Below are 25,782 nucleotides of genomic sequence, written 5' to 3'. Positions count from 1 at the left end.
GGAAGCCGTGGATGGCTGTATTGGGGTTACAAGGGGTACGCGGCGGTGTGGGCACCACATCAATTACCGCGGCGCTTGGCTGGGCATTACAACTTTTAGGGGAATCGGTACTTGTTATTGACGCCTGCCCCGATAACCTCCTGCGCCTCTCATTTAATGTTGATTTCGACCACGCCGACGGTTGGGCGCGCGCGCTTCTGGACGGCAAAAACTGGCGCGACGCGGGACTGCGTTATACCTCCAGCATCGACATCCTGCCCTTTGGCCGCCTGACGGATGACGAATGGGAAAACCGGCACCTCTTATATCAGCCCCCCGGTCAGCTAACGACGCTATTACAGACACTGAAAACACAGCAGCGCTACCAATGGGTGCTGGTTGACTTACCGCACGGCTGCTCGCCGCTGGCGCGCCAGTTTCTTGAATTTTGCGACCACACGCTGGCGGTGGTGAAACCGGATACTAACTGTCACGTGCGCCTGCACCAACAGCGGCTGCCGACAGGCGCGCACATCCTGATTAATGATTTACGTATTGGCAGCCAATTGCAGGATGACCTGTATCAGGTGTGGCTTCAAAGCCAGCGCAACCTGATGCCCGTCCTCATCCACCGTGATGAAGCAATGGTGGAATGTCTGGCAGCCAAACAGCCGTTGGGGGAATACCGGAGTGATTCACTGGCGGCGGAAGAGATCCTGACGCTGGCAAACTGGTGTTTGCTGCACTGTTCGCCCGCAGCCACGCCGGGGGAACAACACGCGAGGGTGCCTGAATGAGTCGTCTGGCCGCCTGGTTTCTGACCCCCCCGGTATATACCCGCTTAAGCGAGCGTTACCGCTTTTATCGCCGGAATAAGGCGTCGGGGTTCAGTGCGGCATGCGGCTGTTTCTGGGTAGCACTGGCATGGCTGTTTCTGCCGCTGGAAAATGATCGCTGGCAGCGGGTGCGTGAGCAGCATCAGGCGCTGTTTCCACACATTAATCCGGACAAACCGCGTCCGCTTGACCCGGCACGTTATCTGTTGCAGGTCCTCTGGCTGCTGGCAACTTTGCCACAGCATGTGGCAGCGCAGGCGCAGAAACCTGAACGCCTCCATAAACTGCGTGAACGTTACCATCGCTGGCTGGATTCTCTGCCCACCCGCGTTTCTGACCAGACCCGCCACCTGGATAACCAAAAAGAACTGGGGCATCTCAGCCGGAGAACGCGACGTTTCATTCTGGGGATCATCATCACCTTCTCGCTGATTCTGGCGATCGTCTGCATTACCCAGCCGTTTAACCCACTGTCGCAGCTCATTTTCCTGCTGCTGTTATGGGGCGTGGCCCTGTTGGTTCGTCGTATTCCGGGGCGTTTCTCCGCGCTGATGCTGATCGTCCTGTCGCTAACGGTCTCCTGCCGCTACATCTGGTGGCGCTATACCTCCACCCTGAACTGGGATGACCCGGTCAGCCTGGTGTGCGGTATCGTGTTGCTGTTCGCCGAAACCTATGCGTGGATTGTGCTCATTCTCGGCTATTTCCAGGTGGCCTGGCCGCTTAATCGCCAGCCGGTGCCGCTACCAAAAGATATGGCTCTCTGGCCGTCGGTCGATATTTTTGTGCCCACCTATAACGAAGATTTAAATGTGGTGAAAAACACCATTTATGCGGCGATGGGTATCGACTGGCCGAAAGATAAACTCAAAATCTGGATCCTTGATGACGGCGGCCGGGAAGAGTTTCGTCAGTTTGCCCAGACCGTGGGCGTGGAATACATCGCCCGTACCACCCATGAGCACGCGAAAGCCGGGAACATCAATAACGCGCTGAAATATGCCAAAGGCGATTTCGTTTCGATTTTTGACTGCGACCACGTGCCGACGCGCTCTTTCCTGCAAATGACCATGGGCTGGTTTATCAAAGAAAAAGATCTGGCGATGATGCAGACGCCGCACCACTTTTTCTCGCCGGACCCGTTCGAGCGCAACCTTGGCCGTTTCCGTAAAACGCCAAACGAAGGAACTCTGTTCTACGGGCTGGTTCAGGACGGCAACGATATGTGGGATGCCACCTTCTTCTGCGGCTCGTGTGCGGTCATTCGTCGTGGGCCGCTGGATGAGATTGGCGGTATCGCGGTGGAAACGGTCACCGAAGATGCCCATACCTCGCTGCGCCTGCATCGCAGAGGACATACTTCTGCCTATATGCGTATTCCTCAGGCCGCCGGTCTGGCAACGGAGAGTCTGTCGGCGCACATCGGCCAGCGTATCCGCTGGGCGCGCGGGATGATTCAGATTTTCCGTCTCGATAATCCCCTGCTCGGCAAAGGGCTGAAACTGGCGCAGCGTCTGTGTTACGTCAACGCCATGCTGCACTTCCTCTCCGGGATCCCGCGCCTGGTGTTTCTCACCGCGCCGCTGGCGTTCCTGCTGCTGCATGCCTACATCATCTATGCGCCAGCCATCATGATTGCGCTGTTTGTTTTGCCGCACATGATCCACGCCAGCCTGACCAACTCCAAAATTCAGGGTAAATATCGCCATTCGTTCTGGAGTGAAATCTACGAAACCGTACTGGCCTGGTATATCGCACCGCCGACTCTGGTGGCGCTCTTTAACCCGCACAAGGGCAAATTCAACGTCACCGCAAAAGGGGGACTGGTCGAAGAAGAGTATGTCGACTGGGTTATCTCCCGGCCCTATATCTTCCTTGTTTTGCTGAACATCGTCGGCGTGCTGGTAGGCATCTGGCGTTATTTCTACGGCCCGCAAAACGAGATTTTAACGGTCTTCGTCAGTATCGCATGGGTGTTCTACAACCTGATTATCCTCGGTGGCGCGGTGGCGGTATCGGTGGAAAGCAAGCAGGTTCGTCGCGCGCACCGCGTGGAGATAGCCATGCCTGCGGCTATCGCCCGCGAAGACGGTCATCTGTTCTCCTGTACCGTGCATGATTTTTCCGACGGCGGCCTGGGGATCAAAATCAACGGCCAGTCTCAGGTACTGGAAGGGCAGAAAGTCAGCCTGCTCTTAAAACGCGGCCAACAAGAGTATGTCTTCCCGACAATGGTCGTGCGCGTTTCCGGCAATGAGGTGGGGCTGCAATTAATGCCGCTGACCACGAAACAGCATATCGATTTTGTGCAGTGTACGTTTGCCCGTGCGGATACATGGGCGTTGTGGCAGGACAGCTTCCCGGAAGATAAGCCACTGGAAAGCTTAATGGATATTTTAAAACTGGGCTTCCGTGGTTATCGCCATCTCGCGGAATTTGCTCCACCGTCTGTGAAAATGATTTTCCGGTCGCTAACCGTACTGGTTGCCTGGATTGTGTCGTTTATACCGCGTCGCCCGGAACGTGAAGCGGTAATACAGCACCCCGTGACGTGATTGGCTCAACAATGATGAAAACGCGATGAAAAGAAAACTTTCCTGGATTTGTGCAGTGGCTGTGGGGATGAGCGCTATACCCTCCCTGATGACGTATGCGGCACCCGGTAACCCGGCGGCGCAAGCGGCCCCCACCGTGCCTGCCGTCGCGCCTGCGACACAGCCGGTCGCGACGCCTGCGCCGACACAATCGGAAACGCTGGTCCCTACCACCCCGACAGAGGGACAAACGCAACCGGCACCCCCGACCGGAAGCCATGCCACAGGGCAGGTGACGCCGACCGTGACGCTTTCAAATGCGCCATCGCGCGAGGTCAAGCTGACGTTTGCTGAGATTGCGCCGCCGCCAGGCAGTATGGTGCTGCGCGGTGTCAACCCGAACAATGGCATTGAGTTCGGCACGCGCAGCGATGAAGTGGTGTCGAAAGCGTTGCTCAATCTCGAATATACCCCGTCACCGTCACTGCTGCCGGTCCAGTCGCAGCTAAAGGTCTACCTGAATGACGAACTGATGGGCGTGCTGCCGGTCACCAAAGAACAACTGGGTAAAAAGACCTTTGCGCAGGTGCCCATCGACCCGCTTTACATTACCGACTTCAACCGCGTGCGGCTGGAGTTTGTCGGTCACTATCGCGATGTCTGTGAAAACCCGGCCAGCACGACGCTGTGGATGGATATTGGCCGCAGTAGCTCGCTGGAACTTTCTTACCAGACGCTGGCCGTGCAAAACGACCTGTCGCACTTCCCGATCCCGTTCTTCGACCCGCGTGACACTCGTCCGTTAACGCTGCCGATGGTCTTCGCCGGTGCGCCGGATCTGGCTGAGCAGCAGGCGGCGGCAGTCATAGCCTCCTGGTTTGGTTCACGTACCGGCTGGCGGGGGCAGAACTTCCCGGTTATGTACAACGGTCTGCCGGATCGTAATGCGATTATTTTCGCCACCAACGACAAGCGTCCGGATTTCCTGCGTGACGCACCGGCGGTGAACGCCCCAACCATCACCATGATGAGCCACCCGAACAATCCTTATGTGAAATTACTGGTGGTATTTGGGCGCGATGACAAAGACCTGTTACAGGCGGCAAAAGGTATCGCTCAGGGGAACGTGTTGTTCCGTGGCAGCAGTGTCACCGTTGATGAAGTGAAACCACTGCTGGCGCGCAAACCCTATGATGCGCCGAACTGGATACGCACTGACCGCGCGGTCACCTTTGGTGAACTGAAAACCTATGAAGAGCAGTTGCAGTCCACGGGCCTGCAACCGGCGTCGATCAATGTCGCGTTGAACCTGCCGCCGGATCTCTATCTCTTGCGCAGTAACGGTATTGATATGCATCTGAACTACCGTTATACCGCGCCGCCGACCAAAGACAATTCGCGTATGGATATCAGCCTGAACAACCAGTTCCTGCAATATTTCAGTCTGGTCAGCAATCAGGATACCAACCGACTGCTACTACGCCTGCCGGTGTTACAGGGGTTGCTGGATGGTAAAACCGATGTTTCTATTCCGGCGCTGAAACTGGGGGCGGTGAATCAACTGCGCTTTGACTTCCAGTATATGAATCCCATGCCGGGTGGCACTATCGACAACTGCGTCACCTTCCAGCCGGTGCAAAACCGTGTGGTCATTGGCGACGATTCCACTATCGATTTCTCGAAGTACTACCATTTCCTGGCGATGCCGGATCTGCGCGCGTTTGCCAATGCAGGCTTCCCGTTCACCCGAATGGCTGACCTGTCTGAAACCATTGTTGTGGTGCCGCCAGCCCCGACGGAGGGGCAACTGACCACGCTGCTGGACTCGCTGGCTACCGTCGGTGCGCAAACGGGCTTCCCGGCCATTAACGTGACATTGACCAATGACGGTACGCAGATTCAGGGGAAAGACGCCGACATCATGATCATCGGCGCGCTCCCGGAAAAACTGAAAGACGACAAGCGTATCGACCTGCTGGTTCACGCGGCGCAAAGCTGGGTGAAAACGCCGCTGCGCCAGACGCCGTTCCCTGGCGTGACGCCTGATGAGGTTGATCGTCAGGCGGATGCGCAGACCTCGGTGTCGTCCAGCGGCCCGATGGCGGCCATTATCGGCTTCCAGTCGCCTTATAACGATCAGCGCAGCGTGGTGGCACTGCTGGCGGACAGCCCGCGCGGCTACGAGTTGTTAAACGACGCGATGAATGACAGCGGTAAACGTGCCTCGATTTTCGGCTCCGTCTCGGTGATTCGCGAATCGGGGGTGAACGGTCTGCGTGTGGGCGACATCTACTACGTGGGACATCTGCCGTGGTTCGAACGTATCTGGTATGCGCTGGCGAACCATCCGGTACTGCTGGCGATTCTGGCCGCGGTGAGCGTGGTATTGCTGGCATGGGTGCTGTGGCGTCTGCTGCGTATTATTAGCCGTCGCCGTCTCGACCCGGATCACGAGTAAGCGGTGATGAAAGCGCTACGCTGGATGGTCATGGCGGCGCTTATGCTGGCGGCGGCGCAGGTAAGCGCCGCCTGTAACTGGCCCGCATGGGAGCGCTTTAAACAGGACTATATTAGCGATGGCGGACGCGTCATCGACCCAAGTGATGCCCGCCAGATAACCACCTCCGAAGGGCAAAGCTATGCCCTGTTCTTTGCCCTTGCGGCGAACGATCGCGATGCCTTTAAAACGGTGCTGAGCTGGACGCAAAATAACCTGGCGGAAGGGGATTTAAGCGCGCGGCTACCCGCATGGCTGTGGGGGCGGAAAAATGAAACCGAATGGACGGTACTGGATACTAACTCCGCGTCGGATGCGGATATCTGGATTGCCTGGTCTCTGCTGGAAGCCGGACGGCTGTGGAACATGCCGGACTATACCGGGATCGGAAAAGCGCTGCTCTCACGCATTGCCAAAGAAGAGGTGACCACGGTACCCGGCCTTGGCTCCATGCTGCTTCCCGGCAAGATCGGGTTTGCTGATAACGATGCCTGGCGCTTCAACCCCGGCTATCTGCCGCCCCAACTGGCCCAGTACTTTACCCGTTATGGCGCGCCCTGGACGACGCTACGGGAGACCAACCTGCGTTTAATTATGGAAAGCGCGCCGAAAGGGTTCTCCCCTGACTGGGTACGTTATCAGAAAAATAAGGGCTGGCAGCTTACCGCCGATAAGCCGGTTATCGGGGGTTACGATGCGATTCGCGTGTATACATGGGTAGGCATGATGCATGACAGCGACCCGCAAAAGGCGCGTATGCTGGCGCGCCTCAACCCCATGGAAACCATGACGGCGAAACAGGGTGTGCCGCCAGAAAGAGTCAACGTGGCGACCGGCAAGGTTCAGGGTAATGGCCCTGTGGGTTTCTCCGCGGCACTCCTGCCATTTTTACAGGATCGTGATGCTCAGGCGGCGCAGCGTCAGCGGGTGGCGGATCGCTTCCCCGGCAAAGACGCCTATTACAGTTATGTTCTGACCCTTTTCGGACAAGGTTGGGACGAGCATCGTTTCCGCTTCACCCCTCGCGGTGAGTTACAACCTGACTGGGGCCAGCAATGCGCAAGCTCACATTAAGTTTATTGTCTTTCACGCTCGGCATCTCAGTGATGCCTTTTGCGCAGGCGGCACCGGACGCGCAACAACAACTGCTTGAACAGGTACGCCTGGGCGAAACCACCAAACGTGAAGATTTGGTACGCCAGTCGTTATATCGCCTTGAATTAATGGCTCCCGACGACCCGGATGTGATTGCCGCGCGTCTGCGCTATCTGCTGCGTCAGGGGGATAATGCCGGTGCGCAAAAGCAGATGGCGCGGCTGAACGCTCTCGCACCAAACGCCAGCGCGACCAAAACGTCGCGTATCACGATGGCGCTGTCGACACCCGAAGGACGACAGGCCTTGCAGGAAGCGCGTTTACAGGCCGCCACGGGACATCCGCAGGAGGCCGTTGCCGCCTACGAGAAGATGTTTAACGGCAGTGCGCCAGCAGGCGATCTGGCGGCGGAATACTGGATGCAGGTGGCGAAAGTCCCGGCGCGACACAACGAAGCCATTACTCAGTTGAAAGCCCTTAATGCCAGCAATCCGGGAAATGCCGATTTGCAAAATACGCTGGCACGGCTGTTGATCGCCGACGGGCGCAACGAAGAAGGCTATGCCGTTCTTGAGCAAATGGCGAAAAACAACACCGGGCGCGATGCCGCAGCCAATCTCTGGTATCAGCAGATTCAGGGCATGGCCGTCAGCGAAAAAAGCGTGGCGGCTCTCAAACGTTTCCTGAGCGTGTTCAGTGAAGGGGATACGGTTGTGACGGCGCGCCAGCAGCTTGATGCACAACAGAAACAGTTGGCTGACCCGGCATTTCGGGAGCGTGCCAGCGGGCTGGCGGCCGTGGAAGCGGGCAAGGGCGGCACGGCGATTGGCGCATTGCAGGATGCCGTAAGCAAAAATCATCAGGACAGCGAAGTCGTCGGGGCGCTGGGGCAGGCCTATTCCCAGAAGGGCGATCGTGCCCGGGCGGTGGCGCAGTTTGAGCGGGCCATCGCCCTCGATCCCAATAGCGATAATCGCGGCAAATGGGACAGCCTGCTCAAGGTGAACCGTTACTGGTTGTTGATTAAACAAGGCGATGCGCAACTGGCGGCGAAAAATCCGGCCCAGGCGGAACGCCTCTACCAGCAGGCGCGTGCGATTGATAATACCGACAGCTACGCGGTGCTGGGGCTGGGCGATGCGGCAATGGCCCGCAAGGATACCGCCGCCGCAGAGCGTTTCTATTACCAGGCGCTGCGTATGGATAGCGGTAACAGCAACGCGGTACGTGGTCTGGCGAATATTTACCGCGCGCAGTCGCCGGAAAAAGCCGATGCCTTTATTCAGTCACTGAGCGCCAGCCAGCGGCGCAGCATTAACGACATTGAACGCAGCCTGACCAATGACCGACTCGCGCAGGAGGCGGAGCGGCTGGAAAATCAGGGCAACTGGGCGCAGGCCGCCGTATTGCAAAAGCGCCGTCTGGCGCTGGACCCGGATAGTGTGTGGGTGACCTACCGTCTGGCCAGTGATTTGCGCTCCGCCGGTCAACAGATTGAAGCCGACGCGCAGATGCGCGCGCTGGCGCGCAATAAACCGGCTGATCCTGAGCAGGTTTACGCTTACGGCCTCTATCTTTCCGGCAATAACCAGGAGAGCGCGGCGCTGGCGCACCTCAACACGCTGTCGCGCGACAAGTGGAACAGCAATATTCAGGAACTCTCCGACAGGCTGGAAGCCAATCAACGCCTGGCGCGGGCTAATCAGTTGCGCAATGCGGGCCATGAGCCAGAAGCAATCGCTTTTCTTCAACAGCAGCCTGCGTCGACGCGTATTGATTTGACGCTCGCCGACTGGGCGCAACAGCGGGGCGATAATCCCACGGCGATATCGACCTATCAGCGCGTGTTGAATCGCGAGCCGACCAATGAAGATGCGGTACTGGGGCTGGCAGAAATTTATGCCGCCGACGGCAACCGCATGGCTTCGCGTGAAATGCTGGCCAAATTACCGGCCGCCACTCCGACTGCGCCACGGACGATCAATACCCAACGCCGGGTGGCAATGGTGCAGGCGGCGGTGGGCGATAATGACGCCGCCCGTCAGACTTTCAGCGAGATTGTGCCGCAGGCGAAGGGGCTAGCGCCTTCGATGGAAAGCGCGCTGGTGCTGCGTGATGCGGCGCGTTTCCAGGTGCTGGAGGGGCAACCGCAGGCGGCGCTGGAAACCTATAAAGACGCGATGGTTGCATCGGGCGTGGCGGCAACCCGTCCCGCCAGTAATGACGAATTCACCTATAAAACCCGCAACAACGAGAAAGATGACTGGCTGAAACGCGGCGTGCGCAGCGATGCCGCAGAACTTTATCGTCAGCAGGATGTGAATGTCACCCTGGAGCATAACTACTGGGGGTCGAGCGGTACGGGCGGCTACTCTGATTTAAAAGCCCACACCACTATGCTGCAGGCCGATGCGCCGCTGGCTGACGGCAGGATGTTCTTTCGTACCGATATGGTGAATATGGATGCCGGAAAGTTCTCGCTTAAAGATGACGGGACATATTCGCCGCACTGGGGAACCTGTAATGAAGTGGCCTGTGAGGGCGGCGACCGCACCCAGACGGCTAACGGCGTGAGTGTTGCGGTAGGCTGGCGCAATAAGACCTGGGATATGGATATTGGCACCACGCCGATTGGCTTTAACGTGGTGGATATCGTCGGCGGCCTGAGCTACAGCAATGATATCGGGGCGATTGGCTACACGCTGAATGTGCATCGTCGTCCGATCTCCAGCTCCTTACTGGCGTTTGGCGGGCAGAAAGATAACGGCAATGGCGATCATCCCGGTACCACATGGGGCGGCGTGCGGGCGAATGGCGCCACCGCCAGCATGAGTTATGACCGTGGCGAGGCGCACGGCGTCTGGGCCTCTTTAGGCGCCGATCAGTTGACCGGGAAAAATGTGGCTGACAACTGGCGAGTGCGCTGGATGGCGGGGTATTACTACAAGCTTATCAATGAGAATAACCGCCGTCTGACCATTGGCCTTAATAATATGATTTGGCACTACGACAAAGATCTGAGCCACTACACCCTGGGGCAAGGGGGCTATTATAGCCCGCAAGAATATTTGTCATTTTCGGTGCCCGTGACCTGGCGTCAACGTACGGAGAACTGGTCCTGGGAGTTGGGTGGCTCTGCCTCCTGGTCACATTCGCGTAAGAAAACGGAACGAAGCTATCCGTTACTGAATTTAATCCCGGCGGATTATCGTACCGACGCCAGAACCGCGCTGGAGGAAGGGAGTTCATCGAGCGGCGTAGGTTATACCGCCCAGGCGTTGGTTGAACGGCGTATTAACGCGAACTGGTCCGTTGGCCTTGGCGTGAATATTCAGCAGGCGAAAGATTACACGCCAAGCCAGGGAATGCTCTTTATCCGTTATTCCGCCGCAGGGTGGCAGGGCGATATGGACATGCCGCCGCAGACGCTGACGCCATACGCTGACTGGTAATAATGAGGATAATTCCTGGGGGAAGCGTGGCGGGCAATATGGCCCGCCACATGAAATTTGTGCTTATTATTCCGTGTATTGCTGACGCTTTTTCCTCATAGCGTTGGCGCTGAGGCAATCTTGACGCCTCTTTATCTCAAACTGTCACGATAGGGTATACTCTGGCGGCGGAGTTGTATTTTATTGCCCTGCGCTTGTGTATCTCTGGAGAGTGATTTTGCGTGTCAGCCGTTCTTTAACGATTAAACAGATGACTGCGGTTTTTTCCGTGGCGATGGTGTTTATTTTCATTTTTTGCGTCATTTTGCTGTTTCATTTTGTGCAGCAGAATCGCTACAACACGGCTACGCAACTGGAAAGTATTGCCCGTTCGGTACGTGAACCGCTGTCCGAAGCCATATTAAAGGCCGATTTCCCGGAAGCGGAATCGGTGCTTAAGCAAATTAAGCCAGCCGGGGTGGTTATCCGCGCGGATGTGGTGCTGCCCAATCAGTTTCAGGCGTTGCGCCTGCGATTTATTCCCGAGCGCCCGGTGCCTATGATGATCGCGCGGGTGTTTGAACTGCCTATCCAGATTTCATTGCCCATTTACTCCCTGCAGCGCCCCGCTAATCCACAGCCGATTGCCTATCTGGTGCTCGAAGCGGACTCTTATCGCGTCTATAAATTCGTGATGAGCACCCTTTCAACGTTGGTAACTGCTTACTTACTTTTGACGTTGATTATGACGGTGGCGATCACCTGGTGTATTAACCGATTGATCGTCCATCCGCTGCGCAAAATCGCCCGTGAACTGAGCGATGTACCGCAGCAGGACCAGGTCGGGCACCAACTGGCGTTGCCGCGTCACCATCAGGATGATGAGATTGGCAGCCTGGTTCGCAGCTATAACCGTAATCAGCAAAACCTGTTGCGTCAGCATGATGAGTTGAACACCCAGTCGACCCTCTTCCCGGTATCGGAACTGCCAAACAAAGCCTTCCTGATGGCGCTGCTGGATCAGGTGGTGGCACGGCAGAAGACCACCGCGCTGATGTTTATCGCTTGTGAAACGTTGCAGGATACGGCGGGTGTGCTGAAAGAGTCACAGCGCGAGATGCTGCTGTTGACGCTGGTGGAGAAGCTGAAATCTGTCATTTCACCGCGGATGGTGCTTGCCCAGGTCAGTGCCTATGACTTCGCCATTATCGCCCATGGGGTGAAAGAGCCATGGCACGCCATAACATTAGGTCAGCAAGTACTCACTGTTATTAATGAGCGCGTGCCCATTCACGGCATTCAGTTGCGCCCGAGTGCCAGCATCGGTGTGGCGATGTTCCATGGCGACCAGACCGCGGAACAGCTTTACCGACGTGCGGCTTCAGCGGCGTTTACATCACGACGCAAAGGGAAAAATCAGATTCAATTCTTCGATCCAAAGGAGATGGAAGAGGCGCAAAAACGGCTGTCGGAAGAGAGCAATATCCTGACCGCGCTTGAAAATCGCAAGTTTGCCATCTGGCTTCAGCCGCAGGTGGACCTCGCCACGAATGCGGTGGTGAGCGCCGAAACATTGCTGCGTATGGAGCAACCGGATGGCAGTTGGGAGTTGCCGGAAGGGTTAATCGAACGCATCGAGTCGTGCGGGCTAATGGTTACCGTGGGTTATTGGGTGCTGGAAGAGTCGTGCCGTCTGTTGTCTGCCTGGCAAGAGCGCGGGCTGATGATGCCGCTGTCGGTGAATCTCTCGGCGTTGCAACTGATGCACCACGATATGGTGCCGGACATGCTGGAACTGCTCAATCGCTATCGAATTAAACCCAACACCTTGATTCTTGAAGTGACTGAGAGCCGTCGCATTGATGACCCACAGGCGGCGGTGACCATTCTGCGCCCGCTGCGGAATGCGGGGGTGCGTATTGCGCTGGACGATTTCGGCATGGGCTATGCCGGGTTACGTCAATTACACCATATGAAGTCACTGCCGGTAGATGTACTTAAAATCGACAAAATTTTTGTTGAAGGCTTGCCCGACGACAGCAGCATGGTGGCGTCGATTATCCACATGGCCCGAAGCCTGGATTTAAGCATTATCGCCGAAGGAGTTGAAACCGAAGCGCAGCGCGAATGGCTGCAAAATGCGGGTGTGGAAATCGTGCAGGGATTTTTGTTCGATCGCGCCATGACGCCGGAATCATTTGAAGCGCGTTATTTTTCAACGTCAGACAATGCTGAAAATGGTTGAAATGTTGCTGGCTTGTACGAGTCAGCTCTAATTTTTTAACATCATTGTTTCAAATTTGATGTGAGTATATTTCTGTCATGTTTTCCGGGTGTTATTTTTAACCCGCAGGCGCGAGAAATCCCTAAAAAGCCTGTGGTTTATACCTCAAGGACACCCTATGAAAACCTCTCTGTTTAAAAGTCTGTATTTCCAGGTACTGACGGCAATCGCTATCGGTATTTTGCTCGGCCATTTCTACCCGGAACTGGGCGCGCAAATGAAACCGCTTGGTGATGCCTTCGTTAAGCTGATTAAAATGATTATCGCCCCTGTCATCTTCTGTACGGTAGTGACAGGTATCGCCGGTATGGAAAGCATGAAGGCGGTAGGCCGCACGGGTGCGGTGGCGTTACTCTATTTTGAAGTGGTTAGTACGCTGGCACTGATTATCGGCCTGATTATCGTCAACGTAGTGCAGCCCGGTGCGGGGATGAATGTTGACCCCTCAACGCTGGATGCTAAAGCGGTTGCGGTGTATGCAGAACAGGCCAAAGAGCAGGGTATCGTCGCCTTCCTCATGGACGTTATCCCGGGCAGTGTGATTGGCGCGTTTGCCAGCGGCAACATTTTGCAGGTGCTGCTGTTTGCCGTGCTGTTTGGTTTCGCGCTGCACCGTCTGGGCAACAAGGGCCAGCTAATTTTCAACGTGATTGAAAGTTTCTCGCAGGTCATTTTCGGCATCATCAACTTTATTATGCGTCTTGCACCCATTGGTGCGTTTGGCGCGATGGCCTTTACCATCGGTAAGTACGGTGTTGGCACGCTGATCCAGTTGGGGCAGCTCATTATCTGCTTCTATATCACCTGTATTCTGTTCGTGGTGGTGGTATTGGGTTCGATTGCCCGCGCGACAGGCTTTAACATTTTCAAATTTATCCGTTATATCCGCGAAGAACTGCTGATCGTGCTGGGGACCTCTTCGTCCGAGTCTGCGCTGCCGCGTATGCTCGAGAAGATGGAACGCCTCGGTTGTCGTAAGTCCGTCGTGGGGCTGGTTATCCCTACCGGCTACTCGTTTAACCTGGACGGAACCTCTATTTACCTGACGATGGCGGCCGTGTTTATCGCCCAGGCTACCAACAGCCATATGGATATTTTCCATCAGATAACCTTGCTGGTAGTCCTGTTGCTCTCGTCAAAAGGCGCAGCGGGGGTGACCGGGAGCGGCTTTATCGTACTGGCGGCAACCATTTCCGCGGTGGGCCATTTACCGGTAGCAGGACTGGCGCTGATTCTGGGTATCGACCGTTTTATGTCAGAAGCGCGTGCGCTGACTAACCTGGTCGGTAATGGCGTGGCGACCGTGGTCGTGGCGAAATGGGTAAAAGAGCTCGATCAGAAAAAGCTAACGGATACGCTGAATAATCGCGCATCAAGCAGCAAAACCGGCGAAATTTCCTCTTAATTTCGCTACTTAGCCCCGTAGTCCTTGTCGGGCTACGGGTGCCTGCGCATAATTACCCCCTGGCCCGTCACAATTCAGAACGAATTGCCCGGGATTTTTCACTTCGCTGTGTGACATTTTGCAATTCGTGAGGTCTAACAGCGAAGTGTTAAAGTATCTTTAGCCTCCAGACATGTCGGGGCTGACTTTTTAACCAGGAACGTTGATCAGGGGTTCTCATGCAGGGCACAAAAATTCGATTGTTAACAGGCGGTTTGCTCATGATGGCAGCTGTCGGTTATGTGCAGGCAGATGCGCTCCAGCCCGACCCGGCCTGGCAACAGGGGACACTGGCAAATGGTTTGCAATGGCAAGTCCTGGCCACACCACAACGCCCCAGCGATCGCATCGAAGTACGTCTGTCTATTAATACCGGTTCGCTCACCGAGAGTACGCAACAGAGCGGCTTTAGCCATTTTCTCCCACGTATTGCGCTGACCCAAAGCGGTAGCCTGCAACCTGCACAGGTACGTTCACTGTGGCAGCAGGGTATCGACCCGAAGCGTCCGTTACCTCCCGCGCTGGTCTCGTATGAATACACGATGTTCAATCTGAGCCTGCCGAATAACCGCAACGATTTGCTCAAAGAAGCGCTGGTCTGGCTCTCTGACAGCACCGGGCGCCTCACCATTACGCCAGAAACGATTAACCATGCGCTGGCCAGCGAAGATATGGTGGCGACCTGGCCGGGTAACACCAAAGACAACTGGTGGCGCTATCGCCTGAAAGGGTCGTCATTGCTGGGCCATGATCCGGCTGAAACGCTCAAACAACCGCTGGATGCGAAACAGCTCCAGGCCTTCCATCAGAAATGGTACACCCCCGACGCGATGACGCTGATTGTGGTGGGTAACGTTGATAGCCGCGCGGTTGCCGAGCAGATTAACAAGGCGTTTGGCGATCTGAAAGGCAAGCGCGAAACACCGGCCCCGGTGCCGACTTTATCGCCACTACCGCGTCAGCCAGTTAGTATCATGACGGACTCTGTGCGTCAGGATCGTCTTTCCATCATGTGGGATACCGCCTGGCAGCCGATTCGTGAATCTGCGGCCTTGCAACGCTACTGGCGTGCTGATTTAGCCCGCGAGGCGCTGTTCTGGCACGTGCAGCAGTATCTGGCGAAGACCAACGTGAAAGACATTGGTCTGAGCTTCGACTGCCGGGTGTTGTTCCAGCGTGCGCAGTGTGCCATCAACCTTGACTCGCCAAACGATAAGCTCAACAGCAATCTGGATATCGTGGCCCGCGAGCTGGCGAAAGTGCGCGATCGCGGCCTGCCGGAAGACGAGTTTGATGCGCTGGTGGCGCAAAAAAATCTTGAGCTTCAGAAGCTGTTTGCTACTTATGCCCGCACGGATACCGACATCCTGATTAGCCAGCGGATGCGTTCGCTACAAAACCAGGTGGTGGATATCGCGCCCGAGCAGTACCAAAAATTGCGCCAGAACTTCCTGAGTAGCCTGACGAAAGAAATGCTGAATCAGGATTTACGTCAGCAGCTTTCGCAGGATATGGCGTTGGTATTGCTGCAGCCGAAAGGCGAGCCGGAGTACAACATGAAGGATCTGCAGGCGAGCTGGGAAGAGTTGATGTCTTCTGGTGAGCAGAATGCCGCGCCAGCCAACGTGGATGATGCCCATCAGGATGTGTCGGATATTCCGCCGCAGCAGTAAAGGTTGTGGGTGTTCCCGGATGCGGCGTAAACGCCTGATCCGGGCTACCAGACAGGCCGCATGGAATAGTCCCCTCTCCCTATGGGAGAGGGTCAGGAAGAGGGGAAAAAGACCTGCCCCGGACAGGAGGCAGGAAAAATCCTTAGTTCGGCATGGCGTCGCGCGGAATGATCGCGCCACGGTATTGAATCACCGTGCTGGCCGTTAAGTGGCCGCGTCTGGCAGCCGCTTCGGCATCGCCACCGGTCAGGCGCACGGCCAGATATCCGGCGCTGAATGAATCACCCGCTGCGGTAGTGTCCACCACTTTCTCTTTTGGCAATTTCACCGCAGGCACTTCTTTCAGGGCTTCCCCCTGGATTGCGACCAGGCAGGAGTCCGCACCGCGTTTAATCACGACCTCTTTTACGCCCGCCTGCTGAGTGCGTGCGATAACGTCTTCCACCGGCTGTGCGCCCCACAGCAGATCTTCGTCATCCAGCGTCAGGAACGCGATGTCAGTACAGGCGAGCATCTGCTGATAGACCTGACGGGTCTCTTCTTTGCTGGCCCACAAACGCGGACGGTAGTTGTTATCGAAAATCACCTGACCGCCGTTTGCGCGACATTCCTGGAGCAGTGACAGCAGTTTAGTACGGCTCGCCGGGCTTAAAATCGCCAGGCTGATACCGCTGAGATACAAATAATCAAAGGTCGCCAGCTCTTCACAAATGGCGGCAGACTGCTCGCTTTCCAGCCAGAATTTTGCCGCGGCTTCGTTACGCCAGTAGTAAAAGGTGCGCTCGCCGGTGTCATCGGTCTCGATGTAATACAGGCCGGGCAGTCGATTTTCCATGCGCTGAGTCAGGGTGGTATCGACGTTTTCTGCCTGCCAGGATTCCAGCATCTGTTGGCTAAAACTGTCGGTACCCAGCGCAGTAACGTAATGCACGGATAACGCCGCGGCGTCTACCTGACGAGCGATGTAAACCGACGTATTGAGTGTGTCGCCACCGAAACCGCGATTCACTTCCGCGCCTTTTTGTGACAGTTCAATCATGCATTCGCCGATGACGGCAATTTTCTTTGACATAGTCCGGAACCTGAATCAGATGAATTAACGGTAGTGTGCGTTGTGCGCGTTTCGTGGTCAACTATATTAAAACGACGTTCCATTATTTTTTTGACACAGAACGTATTCTCTGCTGATTCCGCAAAGTGCTTTTTCATTTTGCGTGGGTCATGAAGGTAAAGTTCTCCCCTCAGGGGCCGATAACCCAATAACGAGAGCTCCGGGGCTACTCATTTTCAACAGGAAGAAGAAATGAAGTTAAAGCAGGTTATCCAGCGGCTGAACTACTCCGAGGCGAGCATAGAAAGCCTACAGGAACGTCGTTTTTGGCTGCAGTGTGAGCGTGCTTATACTTATCAGCCAATTTACAAAACTGATGGTCGCCTGATGGCGGTTGAGGTGCTGACCGTTGTGACGCATCCGAGCCAGCCCGATCAGCGCATCCCACCGGACCGCTATTTTTCCGAGGTCGCGGTGCGCCATCGTGTCGACGTGGTACACGAACAAATCGCTCTGCTGGCCAAACAGAAAGACTTTTTCGAGCAGCACGGCGTGCTGGCATCCGTAAATGTCGATGGGCCCACGCTGATAGCCATGCGCTCGAATAAAGCATTAAAAGCCCTCATCGACACCGTGCCGTGGATCCGTTTTGAACTGGTGGAACATATCCGCCTGCCGCAAGACTCCACGTTCGCCACGATCAGTGAAATGGGACCGCTGTGGCTGGATGATTTTGGTACCGGAATGGCCAACTTCTCGGCGCTTAGCGAAATGCATTATGACTACATTAAAGTGTCGCGCGACCTGTTTATTATGCTGCGCAAGACGCCCGAAGGACGCAACCTGTTCGCGCTGCTCATTCAGTTAATGAATCGCTACTGCCAGGGGGTGATTGTTGAAGGTGTTGAAACCCTCGACGAGTGGCGTGACGTTCAGAATTCTCCGGCTTTTGCCGCACAAGGCTACTTCCTTTCGCGCCCGGTTCCACTGAATACGCTGGAAAACGTACTGCTGGAGCTCTGATCGCAGGGCACCCCTTTCTGCCAGCCTCGGCTATCTTTATGACAGGCAAGGCAATAAAGAAAGGGTGCCCGCATGACAAAAACAAGCAAAGCGATTATTGCTGTCACTGGAACACTGGTTTTATTGATTGTGGTGGCCATCATTATCATTGCCACCTTTGACTGGAACCGCCTCAAACCGACCATTAATCAGAAAGTCTCTACTGAACTTAATCGCCCCTTTGCGATTCGCGGTGATTTGGGCGTGGTGTGGGAGCGACAAAAAGAGGAGACGGGCTGGCGTAGCTGGATACCCTGGCCGCACATTCATGCCGACGATATTGTCCTCGGTAACCCACCTGAGATCCCCGAAGTCACCATGGTGCACCTGCCGCGCGTCGAAGCCACTCTCGCACCGCTGGCGCTCTTAACGAAAACCGTTTACCTGCCGTGGATCAAATTGCAAAAGCCGGATGCGCGCCTGATCCGCCTGTCTGAAAAGAACAACAACTGGACCTTTAAGCTCGCCAGTGCAGAAAACAACGATCCCAATGCCCAACCTTCTGGCTGGTCGTTCCGCCTGGATAATATTCTCTTCGATCAAGGGCGTATCTCTGTTAACGACAAGGTGAGCAAAGCGGATATCGAGATCCTCGTCGATCCGTTAGGCAAACCGCTTCCTTTCAATGAAGTCACTGGCGACAGTAAAGATAAAACGCGCGTGGCAGATTATGTTTTCGGGCTGAAAGCCCAGGGGCGTTATAACGGCCAACCGCTGACAGGCACGGGGAAAATCGGTGGCATGCTGGCGCTACGCAGCGAAGACACGCCTTTCCCGGTGCAGGCTGATTTCCGCTCCGGCAACACCCGTGTGGCCTTTGTCGGCAAGGTTAACGACCCGATGAAAATGGGCGGTGTCGACCTCCAGTTGAAATTTGCTGGCGATACCCTGGGGGATCTCTACGAACTGACAGGCGTGCTGCTGCCGGATACCCCACCGTTTGAAACGGATGGTCATCTGGTGGCGAAGATAGATAGCGAAAAAAGCAGTGTCTATGATTATCGCGATTTTAACGGGCGTATCGGCGAAAGCGACATACATGGCTCACTCACCTATACCACCGGTAAACCACGTCCGAAACTGGAAGGCGATTTGGAATCTCGTCAGCTTCGCCTGGCCGACCTTGGCCCCTTGATCGGCGTGGACTCCGGTAAAGGGGGAGATAAAGCGAAACAGGCAGAGCAGAATAAGGGTGAAAAAAATATCCAGCCTGCCGGGAAGGTGTTGCCTTACGATCGCTTTGAAACCGATAAATGGAACACGATGGATGCCGATGTGCGTTTTAAAGGGAAGCGCATTGAGCATGGCAGCACATTGCCGATAAGCGACCTCACAACCCATATCATTTTACAGAATGCGGATCTGAAACTGCAGCCGTTGAAATTCGGCTTAGCGGGCGGGACGATCTCATCCAATATTCGCCTTGAAGGGGATAAAAAGCCGATGCAGGGGCGCGCGGAAATCCAGGCGCGACGGTTAAAACTGAAACAACTGATGCCAAATGTCGAGCTGATGCAGAAAACCCTCGGTGAGATGAATGGCGATGCGGATTTCCGGGGGACAGGGAACTCCGTAGCGGCGCTGCTGGGCACCAGCAACGGTAACCTTAAGCTGTTGATGAATGACGGGCTTATCAGCCGTAATCTGATGGAGATTGCCGGGCTGAATGTGGGTAACTACGTTATCGGCAAGATCTTTGGCGACGATGAGGTGCGGGTGAACTGCGCGGCGGCAAATCTCGATCTGGTTAATGGCGTGGCGCGTCCGCAAATCTTCGCTTTTGATACCGAAAACGCGCTGGTGAATGTGACGGGTACGGCGAGTTTCGCCTCGGAGCAACTGGACCTGACCATTAACCCGGAAAGTAAAGGGGTGCGTATCGTTACGCTGCGTTCACCTTTGTATGTGCGCGGAACATTTAAAAATCCGCAGGCGGGGGTAAAACCCGGGCCGCTGATTGCCCGTGGTGCGGTGGCCGCAGCGCTGGCAACGCTGGTGACACCTGCGGCTGCACTGTTGGCATTGATTTCGCCATCGGAAGGCGAAGCCAACCAGTGCCGGGCGATTCTGGCACAGATGAAAAAGTAAGAGATTGGTGCGGTGGTTGCCCCTCACCCTGACCCTCTCCCTCAAAGGGAGAGGGGACCGATCGAGTGAATGTCGGCGGAGTGCCAGGTTTTACCATGCTGTTGTAACATCGTCGCCCGAAAAAGGTACGAGTGAGCATCAGATGACGGGGCGGTAGCCCGGATAAGGCGTTGACGCCGCATCCGGGAAAGACATAAGGGCCATGCCCAGACCATTACAGCGAATGGTGTTTGGTCTCGTGAGTCAATAACAGCGCGGTCAGCGTCAGGGCTGCCATCGCCGCCAGATAAATCCCCACATACATCAGACCGTAATTCGCCTGCAGCCATGTGGCGATATAAGGCGCAACGGACGCACCCAGAATTGATGACACGTTATACGAGAAAGATGCTCCGGTGTAGCGCACTTCGGTCGGGAACAACTCCGGCAGCAGTGCACCCATCGGGCCAAAAGTCAGCCCCATCAGGCTCAGACCGATCAGCAGATAAGCCATTACCAGCGCCGGGTTGCCGGAGCCTAACAGCGGCGGGAAGACGAACAGCGCAAACAGAATGATCAGTGTTGTAATGGCGATCATGCTTTTGCGACGGCCATATTTATCGGCCAGCAGCCCGGCAACCGGCACCATCACACCAAAACCAATGACCGCCATCATCAGCATCCACAGCACTTCGTTTCGCGGCATACCCAGCCCGCCAGGCGAGGTGCTGAACGTCATGGAATAGACGGTCATGATGTAAAACAGCGTGTAGGTGGCCAACATAATGAAGGTGCCCAGCACGGTCACACGGACATGTTTGGTCAGCAGGGTGCCCAGCGGGATTTTCACCTGTTTCTTCGCGGCGGCGATTTTCGCAAATACCGGCGTTTCATGCAGAGACACGCGAACATACAGGCCAATCAACACCAGCACGGCGGAGAAGATAAAGGGTACGCGCCAGCCCCAGCTCATAAACTGCTCGTCGGTCAGTAACCAGGAGAGCAGCAGGAAGGTGCCGTTCGCAAAGAAAAAACCAATCGGCGCGCCCAGTTGTGGGAAAGAGCCATACAACGCGCGTTTGCGTGGCGGTGCGTTTTCGGTCGCCAGAAGCGCCGCGCCGCCCCATTCACCACCCAGCCCCAGACCCTGGCCAAAACGTGCCAGCGCCAGCAGCAGCGGAGCCATCACGCCGATGGTTTCATAGCCTGGCAGCAGGCCAATTAATACGGTGGAGATCCCCATCGTCAGCAACGACGCCACCAGGGTGACTTTACGCCCTACGCGGTCGCCGAAGTGACCAAACACGGCGGAACCAATGGGGCGCGCGACGAAAGCAATCGCAAAGGTGGCGAGCGACTGCAACGTTGCGGCGGTCGGGTCACCCTGCGGGAAGAAGATATGCGGGAAAACGATAACCGCCGCAGTGGCATAGATATAGAAATCGAAGAACTCGATAGCGGTGCCAATCAGTGAAGCGATAACGACTTTACTGCGTGAGTTTACCGGCGTGATTTCCTGCTCGTTGTCTAAGGTTGTGGCTGTGGCTTGCATAAAATTTTCTTATTTTTTGGCGAACGAACGACCATATTAGCCACAGCAAAAGCGACATTTCAATCTGTAACAAAGTGCGGAAACGTACAAAAACCAGGCAAAAAGCGGATAATTTTCAGACCTGCGATTTCGCTTCTATGAAATGCTTCACATAATTTCAATAATGGAATTTAAAACTGGTTTTAGGTTAAATAAAAGTTACGGCTTGGATATTAATGCTGAAATGATGAATTGGGCTGAAATATTCAGCCCAGTTAGGGATTTAGCGGTGTGTTTTGCCTGGCATCCGTGGATCGTCTTTGTAATGCGCAGTAGCAATCCATGCGGCGCAAAACAGCGTCAGCCGGGCAAAGAAGTAGAAGAACGCCATCAAGCCCAGTACAGAACCAAAGGCGGCGCCAGAAGGAGATTGAACCAGCGAGGGTAGCATGTAGGTCATCACAATTTTGATCACCTCAAAGCCGATCGCCGCAATAAACGTACCGCGAATCAACGCCTTTTTCCGTGGACGGTGGCGCGGTAGCCGCCAGAAAATCCAGAAGAACAACAAGTAGTTGGCGAATATAGAGATCGCCAGACCAATCAGTCGCCATGCAGGTTTCAGCCACTCAATATTATCAAGATAGAGGGCGGAGATAATCATCTGCTGCGCCGAACCGGCAATCGAGGTGATGGAAAGCGTAACAATCAGCGCCACCAGCAGGCCAATCAGCGAAATAAAATCACGGAAATACTTCACCCAGATTTTTTCCTGGTCCTGTGGGTTACGCTCCCAGACATCCCGCGACTGGGCGCGTATCGCCTCGCGCAGGTTGCCCATCCAGTTAACGCCGGAGTAGAGCGCAATCGCCAGCCCGACAATCCCCACCGTGGTACGCTGCTGCACGGCGGTATTGATGGTGCTCTTCAGGGTTGTCGCCAGCGTAGGGTCGCTGACGTTGGTCAGGATCTTATTGAAAATGTCCTGCAATAGCGTGGGATGTGAGGCCAGCACAAACCCGGCAGCGGCAAAGGAGACCATCAGGATGGGGATCATCGACAAAAATGAGAAATAGGTGATGGCCGCGCCAAACTGGTTTCCCATACGATCATTGAAGCGTTCAGTGGCGCGGATCAGGTGCGCAATCATTGGACGGCGCTGCACTTTCTTCGCCACCTGGGTGACCGTTTCCAGCGGTGAGGGCGCCTTGCTGTCACCAGCGCTGGGAGGGGTGTCTTTCGTTGATGTTCCCGATGTATCCATTTTTCTGACTGGCTCATAATCCAGATCCTGGGTCGGACGTTTTTCGCTGTTTTCCGGCGTCATCAGGGCAATTTTCCTTCTTTTTAACTCGCAGTGAATAAAATTATAGACTGCGTCTAATCAACGTAATCTTTCATCACTCCTGCCAGCCATTCCATAAACAGATGCACGCGGCGCGACAGATTACGACGATGGGGATAAATAAGTGATACCGGCATAGGTTCTGCACGATATTGCGGCAGGATCTCCACCAGCTTTCCTGCGCGTAGCGCTTCCCGCACGCCGACGCGCGGTACCTGGATAATGCCAAGCCCTGCGAGGCAGGCGGCGTGATAGGTCTCGGTACTGTTGACTGTCAAAATGCCGCCGGTTTTCACCCACGTGGTCTGCTTATTGAGGCAGACTTCAAAGCCTTGCGGACGCGCGCCGAGGTTGAGGGCGTAATGCACAACCGCATGCGAAGAGAGATCGTCCAGGCTTTCCGGGTAGCCAAAACGCGCCAGGTAGTCGGGGCTGGCGCAATTAATAATGGAAAGCTTACCCAGCGGGCGGGCAATCAGGCCGGAATCTTTCAGCGTGCCGACGCGCACCACGCAGTCAAACCCCTCGCGAATAATATCCACCAGCCGGTCGCTGCTGCTTAGCTCCAGTTCAATACCGGGATATTGCTGCAAAAACGCCGGTAGCCGTGGAATCACCAGGTTTTTCGCCACGGCCACGGGCATATCAACTCGCAACCGCCCGCTGATGCTCGACGGATCGTGCAGAAAAAGTCCGTCAAGTTCGTCCATATTGGCGAGCAAATCTTTCGCCCGCTCGTAATAGACCATCCCGTCCTGGGTAAGCTGCACCCGTCGCGTTGTGCGATGCAGCAACTGTGTACCGAGGTGGTTTTCCAGCGCCTGAACCTGCCGCGATACGCTGCCTTTAGGGAGGCCTAATGAATCTGCCGCGCGGGAAAAACTCTCCAGTTCTGCCACGCGAATGAACAATTGCATTGCATAAATTTTATCCATCAAACGCATCCATTGTTGTTGTAAATGAAACAGTGAAGCGTAATTCAGCGCCTTTATTGTTTTACCACCAGCTAATAAGCTTTTTCCACAGTCAACACCAAACAAAACGAGGTTTCTTATGACACAACGTATCGCATTAGTAACAGGCGGCAGCCGTGGACTGGGGAAAAACGCAGCGCTGAAGCTGGCAGAACGCGGAACCGCCGTCATCCTGACCTACAACAGCAATCAGCAGGCAGCTGATGAAGTTGTGGCGGAAATTGAGGGAAAAGGCGTGAAAGCGGTGGCTTTACAATTGAATGTCGGCGATATTGCAAGTTTCGAGGCTTTCGCCATGGACGTACAGCATCAGCTAAAAAACGGCTGGAATCGGGATACGTTTGATTATTTATTAAACAATGCCGGTGTTGGCATCGCGGTTCCCTTTGCTGAGGCCAGTGAAGCGCAGTTTGATGAATTAATGAACATTCATTTTAAAGGGCCATTCTTCCTGACACAGCGCCTGTTGCCATTGCTGGCAGATGGCGGACGCATCCTCAATGTCTCAAGCGGGCTGGCGCGTTTTGCGCTGCCAGGATACGCGACCTATGGCGCGATGAAAGGGGCAATGGAAGTGCTGACCCGCTATCAGGCCAAAGAGCTGGGCCCGCGCGGGATTTCCGTCAATATCATTGCCCCTGGCGCGATTGAGACCGATTTCCGCGGCGGTGAAGTCCGTGATAACCCGCAAATTAATAAACATATTGCCGGGCAAACGGCGCTGGGGCGCGTCGGTAAGCCGGATGATATTGGCGGCGCGATGGCGGCCCTGCTGAGCGACGATCTGGCGTGGATGAATGCTCAACGCGTGGAAGTCTCGGGCGGGATGTTCCTGTAAAGGTCGTCGTTTAACGTGGTTTAGCTATCGGTCTCAGACGTATGCATTATCATTTGCCCGGCGGCGTTATGCCACCGGGCGGTGAGACTTACTGCTTCTGAAAGTGGGTGACTTTGATTCGGGCCGGTTTCTGTTTAGCGTCTAACGACCCGCTAATGCCCACCAGTTCGTCCGGGGAGACATTTTTGCCATCGAAAACGGCCATTGGGATATACACGTCAATTTGCCCGGTTTTGTCGCGGAACTGGTAGAGATCTTCCCCCGTTTTCTTCACGAGGTTCCCTTTGAGCGAAACGGAAGCGCCATCATGCATGGCTTTCGCCTGTTTAATGGTCATGCTACGGGCATCTTCCATACCGCGATAGCCATCTTCCATTTTATGCGGCGGTGGCGGCGCCTTGTCCGTCTTTAAACCTGGTGCATCCTGCGCGAATGCCGCCATGGAGAATAATGCTGTAAAACTTGTTATCAGCAGAATCTTCTTCATATGCTCTCCTCTTTATTGCCAAAACACTGCCTAAGCCTGGCACAGAGAGAGGAAGATGACAGGTGAATTATCTGCTTTCATGGTATTCATGGCGCAGCAGGCCAAACAGCCAGTCGTTATGCCAGCGACCCGCCAGCCAGAAAGCTTCGCGCAGTTCACCTTCCTGCACAAATCCTGCCTTTTCCAGTAAACGCTTTGAGGCGTCATTTCCTGCCGTTACGGTCGCGACAAGGCGGCGGATGCCGCCTTGGGCAAATGCATAGCGGCAAACCGCCTGTAATGACTCCAGCCCATAACCTTTTCCCTGTGCCTGGGGGGCAAACAGAAACCCGACTTCGGCGCAGTCTGCTTCGTGATGGCGGTAGCCCGTCACCCCAAGCGGGGTTTGCGTGGCGCTGTCGCGCACCACAAGACATAACCAGTGTTCACAACCGGGAGACCAGGCAGGCAGGCGGGATTCAAAAGCCTCGCGGATAGCTTCCTGCGGGCGGTCTTCGGCAACATAACGCATGACCTGCTGATCCTGCTGCAATGCGAGGAAAAAAGACCAGTCTTGCGATGTTATCGGCGTACAAATGAGCCGTGGCGTGACCAGCGTCGGCATAAAAATAGCTCCATTGTTTTTTTCGTGTTAAAACCGCTATCACTGATAAT

Annotated in this window: 17 protein-coding genes; 11 read left to right on the top strand and 6 right to left on the bottom strand. The window is 55.2% G+C overall.

Annotated features, from left to right (window positions below):
• Positions 1-11 precede the first annotated feature (11 nt).
• The 8 genes from bcsQ (at position 12) to IP582_RS23985 (ending at position 15,773) form a co-directional block, all read left to right on the top strand.
• A complete protein-coding gene (gene bcsQ / locus IP582_RS24020) occupies positions 12-776 on the top strand; it encodes a cellulose biosynthesis protein BcsQ (RefSeq protein WP_193794626.1) in 765 nt (254 codons plus the stop codon).
• On the top strand, positions 773-3,370 hold the full coding sequence (gene bcsA, locus IP582_RS24015) for a UDP-forming cellulose synthase catalytic subunit (protein ID WP_193794625.1): 2,598 nt from the start codon (positions 773-775) through the stop codon (positions 3,368-3,370). Before bcsQ ends, bcsA begins: the two co-directional genes overlap by 4 nt.
• A 25-nt stretch (positions 3,371-3,395) precedes the next feature.
• Positions 3,396-5,807 (top strand): cellulose biosynthesis cyclic di-GMP-binding regulatory protein BcsB, encoded by a 2,412-nt coding sequence (gene bcsB / locus IP582_RS24010; RefSeq protein ID WP_193794624.1) that lies wholly within the window; start codon positions 3,396-3,398, stop codon positions 5,805-5,807.
• A 6-nt stretch (positions 5,808-5,813) separates the two neighbouring features.
• The gene (gene bcsZ, locus IP582_RS24005) at positions 5,814-6,920 is read left to right on the top strand and encodes a cellulose synthase complex periplasmic endoglucanase BcsZ (protein WP_193796340.1); all 1,107 of its coding nucleotides are present in this window, start codon (positions 5,814-5,816) and stop codon (positions 6,918-6,920) included.
• On the top strand, positions 6,902-10,393 hold the full coding sequence (gene bcsC / locus IP582_RS24000; protein WP_193794623.1) for a cellulose synthase complex outer membrane protein BcsC: 3,492 nt from the start codon (positions 6,902-6,904) through the stop codon (positions 10,391-10,393). Before bcsZ ends, bcsC begins: the two co-directional genes overlap by 19 nt.
• Before the next feature lie 217 nt (positions 10,394-10,610).
• The gene (hmsP, locus tag IP582_RS23995) at positions 10,611-12,617 is read left to right on the top strand and encodes a biofilm formation regulator HmsP (protein ID WP_193794622.1); all 2,007 of its coding nucleotides are present in this window, start codon (positions 10,611-10,613) and stop codon (positions 12,615-12,617) included.
• Positions 12,618-12,774: 157 nt separating this feature from the next.
• Positions 12,775-14,061: a dicarboxylate/amino acid:cation symporter gene (locus IP582_RS23990; protein ID WP_039080223.1), complete on the top strand. Its 1,287-nt coding sequence runs from the start codon at positions 12,775-12,777 to the stop codon at positions 14,059-14,061.
• Between the two features lie 218 nt (positions 14,062-14,279).
• Positions 14,280-15,773, top strand: coding sequence for a pitrilysin family protein (locus IP582_RS23985; protein ID WP_193794621.1), 1,494 nt, complete (start codon positions 14,280-14,282; stop codon positions 15,771-15,773).
• Positions 15,774-15,915: 142 nt separating this feature from the next.
• On the opposite strand, the gene IP582_RS23980 is transcribed toward IP582_RS23985, so the two are convergent.
• Positions 15,916-16,845 carry a sugar kinase gene (locus tag IP582_RS23980; RefSeq protein WP_039080225.1) on the bottom strand — a complete coding sequence of 310 codons (930 nt, stop codon included), beginning with the start codon at positions 16,843-16,845 and terminating at the stop codon, positions 15,916-15,918.
• A gap of 231 nt (positions 16,846-17,076) precedes the next feature.
• On the opposite strand from IP582_RS23980, the gene pdeH reads away from it, so the two are divergent.
• Positions 17,077-17,847, top strand: a complete 771-nt coding sequence (gene pdeH / locus IP582_RS23975) for a cyclic-guanylate-specific phosphodiesterase (protein ID WP_193794620.1) — start codon at positions 17,077-17,079, stop codon at positions 17,845-17,847.
• 72 nt (positions 17,848-17,919) lie between these two features.
• Positions 17,920-19,974: an AsmA family protein gene (locus tag IP582_RS23970; RefSeq protein ID WP_193794619.1), complete on the top strand. Its 2,055-nt coding sequence runs from the start codon at positions 17,920-17,922 to the stop codon at positions 19,972-19,974.
• A gap of 214 nt (positions 19,975-20,188) precedes the next feature.
• Here IP582_RS23970 and IP582_RS23965 read toward each other — a convergent pair whose 3' ends face one another.
• The 3 genes from IP582_RS23965 to IP582_RS23955 all read right to left on the bottom strand — a co-directional run bounded on the left by IP582_RS23965 (position 20,189) and on the right by IP582_RS23955 (position 23,764).
• Entirely contained in the window at positions 20,189-21,505 is a 1,317-nt protein-coding gene (locus tag IP582_RS23965; protein WP_193794618.1) for an MFS transporter, read from the bottom strand.
• Between the two features lie 262 nt (positions 21,506-21,767).
• Positions 21,768-22,811, bottom strand: a complete 1,044-nt coding sequence (yhjD, locus tag IP582_RS23960) for an inner membrane protein YhjD (protein ID WP_193794617.1) — start codon at positions 22,809-22,811, stop codon at positions 21,768-21,770.
• Positions 22,812-22,864: 53 nt separating this feature from the next.
• The gene (locus IP582_RS23955; protein ID WP_193794616.1) at positions 22,865-23,764 is read right to left on the bottom strand and encodes a LysR family transcriptional regulator; all 900 of its coding nucleotides are present in this window, start codon (positions 23,762-23,764) and stop codon (positions 22,865-22,867) included.
• A 118-nt stretch (positions 23,765-23,882) separates the two neighbouring features.
• Between IP582_RS23955 and IP582_RS23950 the strand changes: the two genes are divergently transcribed.
• Positions 23,883-24,641, top strand: a complete 759-nt coding sequence (locus IP582_RS23950; RefSeq protein ID WP_193794615.1) for an SDR family NAD(P)-dependent oxidoreductase — start codon at positions 23,883-23,885, stop codon at positions 24,639-24,641.
• A gap of 88 nt (positions 24,642-24,729) precedes the next feature.
• Here IP582_RS23950 and IP582_RS23945 read toward each other — a convergent pair whose 3' ends face one another.
• Together IP582_RS23945 and IP582_RS23940 are read right to left on the bottom strand one after the other, a co-directional pair.
• Complete coding sequence (locus IP582_RS23945; protein WP_193794614.1) at positions 24,730-25,128, bottom strand: YdeI family stress tolerance OB fold protein; 399 nt, start codon at positions 25,126-25,128, stop codon at positions 24,730-24,732.
• Positions 25,129-25,195: 67 nt separating this feature from the next.
• Positions 25,196-25,732 (bottom strand): GNAT family N-acetyltransferase, encoded by a 537-nt coding sequence (locus IP582_RS23940; protein WP_193794613.1) that lies wholly within the window; start codon positions 25,730-25,732, stop codon positions 25,196-25,198.
• Positions 25,733-25,782: the final 50 nt, after the last annotated feature.

It is taken from the genome of Citrobacter sp. BDA59-3 (genome assembly GCF_015167655.1).
In the GTDB taxonomy this organism is placed as follows: domain Bacteria; phylum Pseudomonadota; class Gammaproteobacteria; order Enterobacterales; family Enterobacteriaceae; genus Phytobacter; species Phytobacter diazotrophicus.
This window is presented reverse-complemented; position numbering and strand designations above follow the sequence as displayed.

Bases quoted from the DNA above. Each gene is read 5' to 3' on its own strand.
- bcsQ (WP_193794626.1), top strand. From the start codon at position 12: ATGGCTGTATTGGGGTTACAAGGGGTACGCGGCGGTGTGGGCACCACA.
- bcsA (WP_193794625.1), top strand. From the start codon at position 773: ATGAGTCGTCTGGCCGCCTGGTTTCTGACCCCCCCGGTATATACCCGC.
- bcsB (WP_193794624.1), top strand. From the start codon at position 3,396: ATGAAAAGAAAACTTTCCTGGATTTGTGCAGTGGCTGTGGGGATGAGC.
- bcsZ (WP_193796340.1), top strand. From the start codon at position 5,814: ATGAAAGCGCTACGCTGGATGGTCATGGCGGCGCTTATGCTGGCGGCG.
- bcsC (WP_193794623.1), top strand. From the start codon at position 6,902: ATGCGCAAGCTCACATTAAGTTTATTGTCTTTCACGCTCGGCATCTCA.
- IP582_RS23990 (WP_039080223.1), top strand. From the start codon at position 12,775: ATGAAAACCTCTCTGTTTAAAAGTCTGTATTTCCAGGTACTGACGGCA.
- IP582_RS23985 (WP_193794621.1), top strand. From the start codon at position 14,280: ATGCAGGGCACAAAAATTCGATTGTTAACAGGCGGTTTGCTCATGATG.
- IP582_RS23980 (WP_039080225.1), bottom strand. From the start codon at position 16,845: ATGTCAAAGAAAATTGCCGTCATCGGCGAATGCATGATTGAACTGTCA.
- pdeH (WP_193794620.1), top strand. From the start codon at position 17,077: ATGAAGTTAAAGCAGGTTATCCAGCGGCTGAACTACTCCGAGGCGAGC.
- IP582_RS23970 (WP_193794619.1), top strand. From the start codon at position 17,920: ATGACAAAAACAAGCAAAGCGATTATTGCTGTCACTGGAACACTGGTT.
- IP582_RS23965 (WP_193794618.1), bottom strand. From the start codon at position 21,505: ATGCAAGCCACAGCCACAACCTTAGACAACGAGCAGGAAATCACGCCG.
- yhjD (WP_193794617.1), bottom strand. From the start codon at position 22,811: ATGACGCCGGAAAACAGCGAAAAACGTCCGACCCAGGATCTGGATTAT.
- IP582_RS23955 (WP_193794616.1), bottom strand. From the start codon at position 23,764: ATGGATAAAATTTATGCAATGCAATTGTTCATTCGCGTGGCAGAACTG.
- IP582_RS23950 (WP_193794615.1), top strand. From the start codon at position 23,883: ATGACACAACGTATCGCATTAGTAACAGGCGGCAGCCGTGGACTGGGG.
- IP582_RS23945 (WP_193794614.1), bottom strand. From the start codon at position 25,128: ATGAAGAAGATTCTGCTGATAACAAGTTTTACAGCATTATTCTCCATG.
- IP582_RS23940 (WP_193794613.1), bottom strand. From the start codon at position 25,732: ATGCCGACGCTGGTCACGCCACGGCTCATTTGTACGCCGATAACATCG.